The following is a 6,076-nucleotide window of genomic DNA, read 5'->3' as shown; positions in this document are numbered from 1 at the left end:
GGCGCCGGCTGACGCCGTCACCGGGCAGGGGGTCGGACGCGGAGGGCGGGTCGTGCCGGGGGTCGCTGCTGTCCATGCCGGGCCTCTCTTCACCGAGTAAGCGGCAATGTTTCGTAAAGCATCGCGAATATTTCTGGGCAACCTAGGGTGAGGCCATGGGAAGGTCAAGACATCGCGCAGGGGCGGGCGGCGGGGCTACCATCCCGGCATGAGTGGTGCTGGAGTCCAGTTCGAAGGAGAGGCCCCCGTGGCCGGCGAGGAGCCGCAGGCCACCGCCACGCTGGCGGCGGTCGCGGAGGCCGCCGGGGTGTCGGCGTCGACAGTTTCGAAGGTCCTCAACGGCCGCTCCGACGTCTCCCCCGGCACCCGCGCCCGGGTCCAGGACCTCCTGCGCGAGCACGGCTACCGGCGCCGCGGCGGCGGCGCACGCCAGGCCCCGCTGCTCGACCTGGTCTTCCACGAGCTGGAGAGCGCGTGGGCGATGGAGGTCATCCGGGGCGTGGAGAACGTGGCCAGGGCGGAGCGGCTGGGCGTGGTGCTCTCCGAGAGCGCCGGGCGGCTGACGCCGGGGCAGACGTGGGTGGAGGACGTGCTCGCCCGCCGGCCGGCGGGCGTCATCCTGGTGCTGTCGGACCTCTCCGCCGACCAGCGGGCGCAGTTCACCGGGCGCGGCATCCCGTTCGTGGTGCTGGACCCGGCGGGCGACCTCGCCGAGGACGTGCCGTCCATCGGAGCCACCAACTGGCAGGGCGGGCTGGCCGCCACGCGCCACCTGGTGGGCCTGGGCCACCGCCGGATCGGCGTCGTTGGCGGGCCGCCATCGATGATGTGCAGCCGGGCCCGGATCGACGGCTACCGCGCGGCGCTGGGCGTCGCGGGGCTGCCGGTGGACCCCGAGTTGATCCGGGAGGGCGACTTCCACCACGAGGCTGGCTACGCCGCCGGGCGCGAGCTGCTCTCCCTGCCCGACCGCCCCACCGCGGTCTTCACCGGCAACGACCTGCAGGCGCTCGGCCTGTACGAGGCCGCCCGCGAGCTGGGCCTGCGCATCCCCGACGACCTCAGCGTCGTCGGCTTCGACGACCTGCCGGTGGCCCGCTGGATCGGCCCGCCGCTGACGACCGTGCGGCAACCCCTGACGGAGATGGCCGAGGCGGCGGCCCGGCTGGTGCTGGACCTCGGCCGCGGCCGCGATCCGGTGACGCGCCGCGTGGAGCTGGCGACGAGCCTGGTCACCCGGAACAGCACGGCCCCGCCGCCCGAGCGCTGACGCGCCCCGAAGGAATCGAAACTTTCGAACCGGCCACGCGGCCTGCGCGTCACCGCCGCAGGACGGCCTTCCCGGACTCCGTCCCGCACGCGGCACCGGGGTCGTGCAGTGCCGTCGGCACCGGACCGGGGCGGGCGACGGGCGCCGGCCTGCGGCGGCCCGGGCTCACCGCGAGCGTGTAGCCGACGAGCACCCCGACCGACAGGACCGCCAGGCGCCCCGCGGCCGGCGGGCTGTCCGGCGGCGGGTCGTAGCCCCCGTCCTCCAGGCCCGCCGCCTGCTCGAAGTGGTTGTACGCACCGGGGAAGAACACCTCGTCCGCCGCGTACAGCGCGGGAAATGCGGCGGGACCGGCCAGCAGCGACCCCAGCGCCCACTGGTCGGAGTGGCGCGCCTCGTGCTCCGACAGCTTCCGCATCCGCGGCGACTGCGTCTCCGCCCGCTGGTCGGTGAGGAAGACGGTGCCGTACATCGTGCCCGCGCGGGCGAACCCGTCGTCCAGGACGACCGCCGTCGTGCCGTTCGCCGCGCAGTGGTACATCTCGCCGCCCTCCCCCGCCGCGTACAGCAACGCGGCGCCGGAGACGGGCGCGTTGAGGACCGTACGGGCCGTCTGCCACACCCCGCCGCCCTCCCCCGCCCCCGCGCACGGCCGCATCTGGGCGCCGGGGCCGAGGACGGCGAAGGCGCACGCGAGCACCGCCTGCGCCACCGTGCCCCACACCACGATCAGCACCTTGCGGCGCGAGGGCCGCGCGCCGCGCAGCGTGCCGACGACCGCGAGGGCCAGCCCCGTGAGCCCGCCGCAGATCAGGCAGGCCGCCCACCAGACGGCTCTGCGCTCGACCCGTCCCGCCGGGGAGGCGCGCGGGGCCGGGGCCGCCGGGGAGGCGGGTCGCTCCAGAGTCGCCGTGCCGGCCGCCATCCGTCACCCCTGTCATCGCGCCGACGCACTGGGCTCTGCGCACCGACGCGGACCGGGCCACAGTCGAACCCCGCCGTCGCGCGGCGGGGTTCGGCAACCTGAGTCGTTGCATGCAGTCGCAGACAAGTGCTCAGATTACGGTACCGTAACGAATTGACGTCGAACTGGCCTCGAATTCCGGCCGCTTACGACGGGAAGGGTGTGAATGGCTGGAGGCGGGATCCGGCAGGTGATCCCGTACGGAACCGGAAGGGTGCCGATGGGCGACGAGGACGAGAAGGAGCCCGCGCCGACGGCCGAGCCCGCCGCCACCGGCGCGGCCGGGCCCGAGGGCGGGGAGTCGGTGTGCTGGCTGGAACGCGTCTGCCCGGAGTGCGGGCGGCTGGCCGACACCGCACCCCCGGTCCGCTGCACCCGCTGTGGCACCCTGCTCACCGGCTGACGGGCCCGCGGGCCTTTAGAGCTATCTCCAGGAGCCTCCGGTCAGCACCACGCCCACCGCGGCCAGTCCCAGGACGACCCAGCCGAACCAGAGCCATCCGTTGCTGCCCACGGACGCCGTGTACGCCGTGATGACCACGAGAGCGGCCACGGTACTCACGACCATGGCCTTCGCAGATCCGGGCTTGTCCATGCCGCCTCCACCAGCCGCCGCCGGCGGCCGTCCCCGCGCGACCGCACGCAAACCTTCCCCCCATCGTCCCCCGCCGGGGGCCGACGCGGTAGTCGAAGGGACGCCGGGTGTCCGCGCGGCTACTGTTCGCGGGCCTGGAGCGAGGCCAGATAGGCGTTGTACGCCGCCAGCTCCTGGTCTCCGTCACGATCGGCGGTACGGTCGCTGCGCTTCGCGCGGCGCTGCTCGGAGTTGTACCACTGGTAGACCAGCGCGATGAGGACGAGCACCGAGGGGATCTCGCTGAACGCCCAGGCGATGCCGCCCGCGGCCTGCTGGTCGTCGAGGGCGTCGATGCCCAGGGAGGCGGGCGGGTTGCTGTAGACGTCCACCATGGGCTCGCTGCCCATCATCAGCGCGATGCCGAAGAAGGCGTGGAACGGCATGCCCGCGAACAGCGTCAGCATCCGCATCACGTACGTGGGCCGGTTCGGCCCCGGATCGACGCCCATGAGGGGCCAGAAGAAGACCAGGCCCACGGCCAGGAAGTGGATCATCATCCCGACGTGCCCGGCCGTGCTCTCCATCAGCGTGTCGAAGAGCGGGGTGAAGTACAGCGCGTACAGGCTCGCGATGAACAGCGGGATCGTGAAGACGGGGTGCGTGATCACCTTCAGGTAGCCGCTGTGCAGCACCGAGACCACCGCGGAGCGGGACCGGCCCGCCGGCAGGGCGCGCAGCAGCAGCGTCACGGGGGCGCCGAGGAGCAGCAGGATCGGCGACAGCATGCTGATCACCATGTGCTGCACCATGTGCACGCTGAACATGACCATGCCGTAGTCGTTCAGGCCCGTGCACATGACGAGGACGATGGTCAGCACACCGAGGGCGAACGCGACGGTCCGCCCCAGCGGCCAGTCGTCACCGCGGCGGCGGAGGCGGAGGACCCCGTACCCGTAGAGCGCGAGGGTCGCGAGGCAGCCGATGAGGAAGACCGGCTCGCCGGTCCACTCCAGCCCGCGCCCGAGGGTGAACGGCGGAAGGTCCAGGTGGCCGCCGTGCCCGCCGTGGTCCATGTCGGTGGTGCTCCTTGTGCCGGTGATGCCCTCACTCAGGCTAGACCCGGCCCGCCCGGCCGCTCCGCCGGGGTGCCCCGACGGGGTGGGCCGGGCTCCGCGGCGGCGTCAGCGGGAGGCGCTGGCGGCGGCGATGCGCTCGTTGCGCAGGGCCTCGTACCAGCGGTCGTCGACCGGCGCCAGGCCCTGGGACTCCAGTGCCAGCCGGATCAGCAGGTCGGCGATCTGCGGGTTGCGGGCGAGCACGGGACCGTGCATGTACGTGCCGAAGACGTTGCCGTTCCAGGCGCCCTCGGTGCCGTCGCCGGTGCCGTTGCCGTGGCCGAAGCGGACCCGGGCGAGCGGCTTGGCCGTCGGGCCGAGGTGGGTGACGCCCTGGTGGTTCTCGAAGCCGGTGAGCTGGGGCAGGCCGAGCTGCGGATCGATGTCGGCGAGCACGTCGCCGACGCAGCGGCCCGCCTGGCCGCGCCCGCTGGTGACGTCGAGCAGGCCGAGGCCGGGCTCCTGCCGGTCGAGGTCGTTGATGAACTCGTGGCCGAGGATCTGGTAGCCGGCGCAGACGGAGAAGATGATCGCGCCGTTGCCCGCCGCCCGGCTCAGCCCGCCGTCGCGGCGCAGCCGCTCGGCGGCGAGCCGCTGCGGGCGGTCCTCGCCGCCGCCGATGAGGTAGATGTCGGCGCTGGCGGGCACGGGCTGGTCGGAGCGGACGTCGACGCGCGTGACGTCGTAGCCGCGCTGCCGCGCCCGGCGCTCGACCACGAGTGCGTTGCCCTGGTCGCCGTAGGTCGACAGCAGGTCGGGGTAGACCCAGACGAGGCGCAGGCTGTTGTCGTTCATGCGGTCGCTCCTTGGCGTCTCGTACGGGTCAGTTGCCGACACGGCGGCGCAGGTCCTGGAACGCGGTGTAGTTGGCGATGACCTCGATACGGCCGGGCGGCGCGGCGGCGACGGCCTCGTCGACGTGCTCGCAGACGCGGAAGCTCTGGTTCGCCACCTCCAGCCGGACGGCGAGGTCGAGCTTGCGGTCGCCGATGACGTACAGCGGGTGGCCGGTCAGCCGGGTGTAGTCGACGTCCCACAGCCAGGAGGTGTCGGTGCCGTCGGCGCCGCGGGCGTTGACGGAGAGCACCACGGGGGTGGGCGGGGGGTCGATCAGGGAGAACGTCTCCAGCCAGCCGGCCGGGTTCTTGGCCAGCAGCAGCCGCAGGTCGCGCCCGCCGAACTGCACCGTGTCGTAGCGCCCGGCGACGGCGGTGACCTCCCACATGCGCTCCAGCGCCGTCTGCGGGTGCACGCCGAAGGCGGCGGCCACGGCCGCGGCGGTGGTGGCGTTCGCCCGGTTGGCCCGGCCGGGGAGCTGCAGGCGGATCGGCCAGGCGGCGCCGTGCGGGTCGAGGACGTGCTCGCCGGACAGGGCCCAGCTGGGCACGGGGCGGCGGAAGCCGCACTCGGCGCACAGCCAGTCCTCGCCGGGGCGCTGCAGGACGCCGCCGCACGAGGGGCAGGACCAGGCGTCGTCCTTCCACTCCTGGCCGACGGCGACCCAGACGACGTTCGGGCTGGAGGAGGCGGCCCAGACGACGAGGGGGTCGTCGGCGTTGGCGACGACGAGGGCCTTGTTGCCGGCGAGGCCCTCGCGCCAGCGCTCGGCGAGCATGCGGGTCTCGGCGGCGCGGTCGAGCTGGTCGCGGGAGAGGTTGAGCAGCGCGATGGCCTTGGGGGTGACGTCGCGGGCGACGGTGGAGAGGTACTTCTCGTCGACCTCGATGACGCCGTAGCGCGCGTCGGAGCCGCCGGCGAGCGCCGAGGTGATGCCGGCGGGCATGTTGGCGCCGAGCGCGTTGGAGACGACGGGCCCGGAGGCGCGCAGGGCCTCCGCGATCAGCCGGGTGGTGGTCGTCTTGCCGTTGGTGGCGGAGACGAGGACGACGTCGAGGTGGCCGGCGAGCCGGCCCAGCAGGTCGGGGTCGAGCCTGAGTGCGACCTTGCCGCCGATCACGGAGCCGCTGCCCTTGCCCGCGGCGCGCGACACCGCCGCCGCCGCCTTGCCCGCCGTGACGGCCAGCTTGGACCGTGGCGACAGCGGTTCCGTGTTGCCTGCCATCGTCGTAGCTCCTCCTCGCGTGCCCGGGCCCGTGCGCGGTGCGCCGTCGTCCGCGGTCTCCGGTGTCCTTCGTCCGCTGCCCGGCCTG

The 6,076-nt window shown here is 73.7% G+C and carries 7 protein-coding genes; 2 read left to right on the top strand and 5 right to left on the bottom strand.

Annotation, left to right across the window (positions count from 1 at the left end; translation table 11 throughout):
- The first annotated feature begins 208 nt into the window (after positions 1-208).
- The gene (locus H5J30_RS14520; RefSeq protein WP_220188909.1) at positions 209-1,270 is read left to right on the top strand and encodes a LacI family DNA-binding transcriptional regulator; all 1,062 of its coding nucleotides are present in this window, start codon (positions 209-211) and stop codon (positions 1,268-1,270) included.
- A 49-nt stretch (positions 1,271-1,319) separates the two neighbouring features.
- Here H5J30_RS14520 and H5J30_RS14515 read toward each other — a convergent pair whose 3' ends face one another.
- Positions 1,320-2,195, bottom strand: coding sequence for a hypothetical protein (locus H5J30_RS14515; RefSeq protein WP_181787853.1), 876 nt, complete (start codon positions 2,193-2,195; stop codon positions 1,320-1,322).
- 259 nt (positions 2,196-2,454) lie between these two features.
- Between H5J30_RS14515 and H5J30_RS14510 the strand changes: the two genes are divergently transcribed.
- The gene (locus H5J30_RS14510; RefSeq protein ID WP_181787852.1) at positions 2,455-2,637 is read left to right on the top strand and encodes a hypothetical protein; all 183 of its coding nucleotides are present in this window, start codon (positions 2,455-2,457) and stop codon (positions 2,635-2,637) included.
- Positions 2,638-2,658: 21 nt separating this feature from the next.
- Here the strand turns inward: H5J30_RS14510 and H5J30_RS14505 are convergent, their stop codons facing one another.
- The 4 genes from H5J30_RS14505 to H5J30_RS14490 all read right to left on the bottom strand — a co-directional run bounded on the left by H5J30_RS14505 (position 2,659) and on the right by H5J30_RS14490 (position 5,988).
- Entirely contained in the window at positions 2,659-2,829 is a 171-nt protein-coding gene (locus H5J30_RS14505; protein ID WP_181787851.1) for a hypothetical protein, read from the bottom strand.
- Positions 2,830-2,948: 119 nt separating this feature from the next.
- Positions 2,949-3,884, bottom strand: a complete 936-nt coding sequence (locus tag H5J30_RS14500; protein WP_181787850.1) for a cytochrome c oxidase assembly protein — start codon at positions 3,882-3,884, stop codon at positions 2,949-2,951.
- A 108-nt stretch (positions 3,885-3,992) separates the two neighbouring features.
- Positions 3,993-4,721 (bottom strand): type 1 glutamine amidotransferase, encoded by a 729-nt coding sequence (locus H5J30_RS14495; RefSeq protein ID WP_181787849.1) that lies wholly within the window; start codon positions 4,719-4,721, stop codon positions 3,993-3,995.
- 28 nt (positions 4,722-4,749) lie between these two features.
- A complete protein-coding gene (locus H5J30_RS14490) occupies positions 4,750-5,988 on the bottom strand; it encodes a MurT ligase domain-containing protein (protein WP_181787848.1) in 1,239 nt (412 codons plus the stop codon).
- Between the last annotated feature and the right edge of the window lie 88 nt (positions 5,989-6,076).

The organism is Streptomyces phytophilus, from assembly GCF_013870535.1.
In the GTDB taxonomy this organism is placed as follows: Bacteria; Actinomycetota; Actinomycetes; order Streptomycetales; family Streptomycetaceae; genus Streptomyces; species Streptomyces phytophilus.
This window is presented reverse-complemented; position numbering and strand designations above follow the sequence as displayed.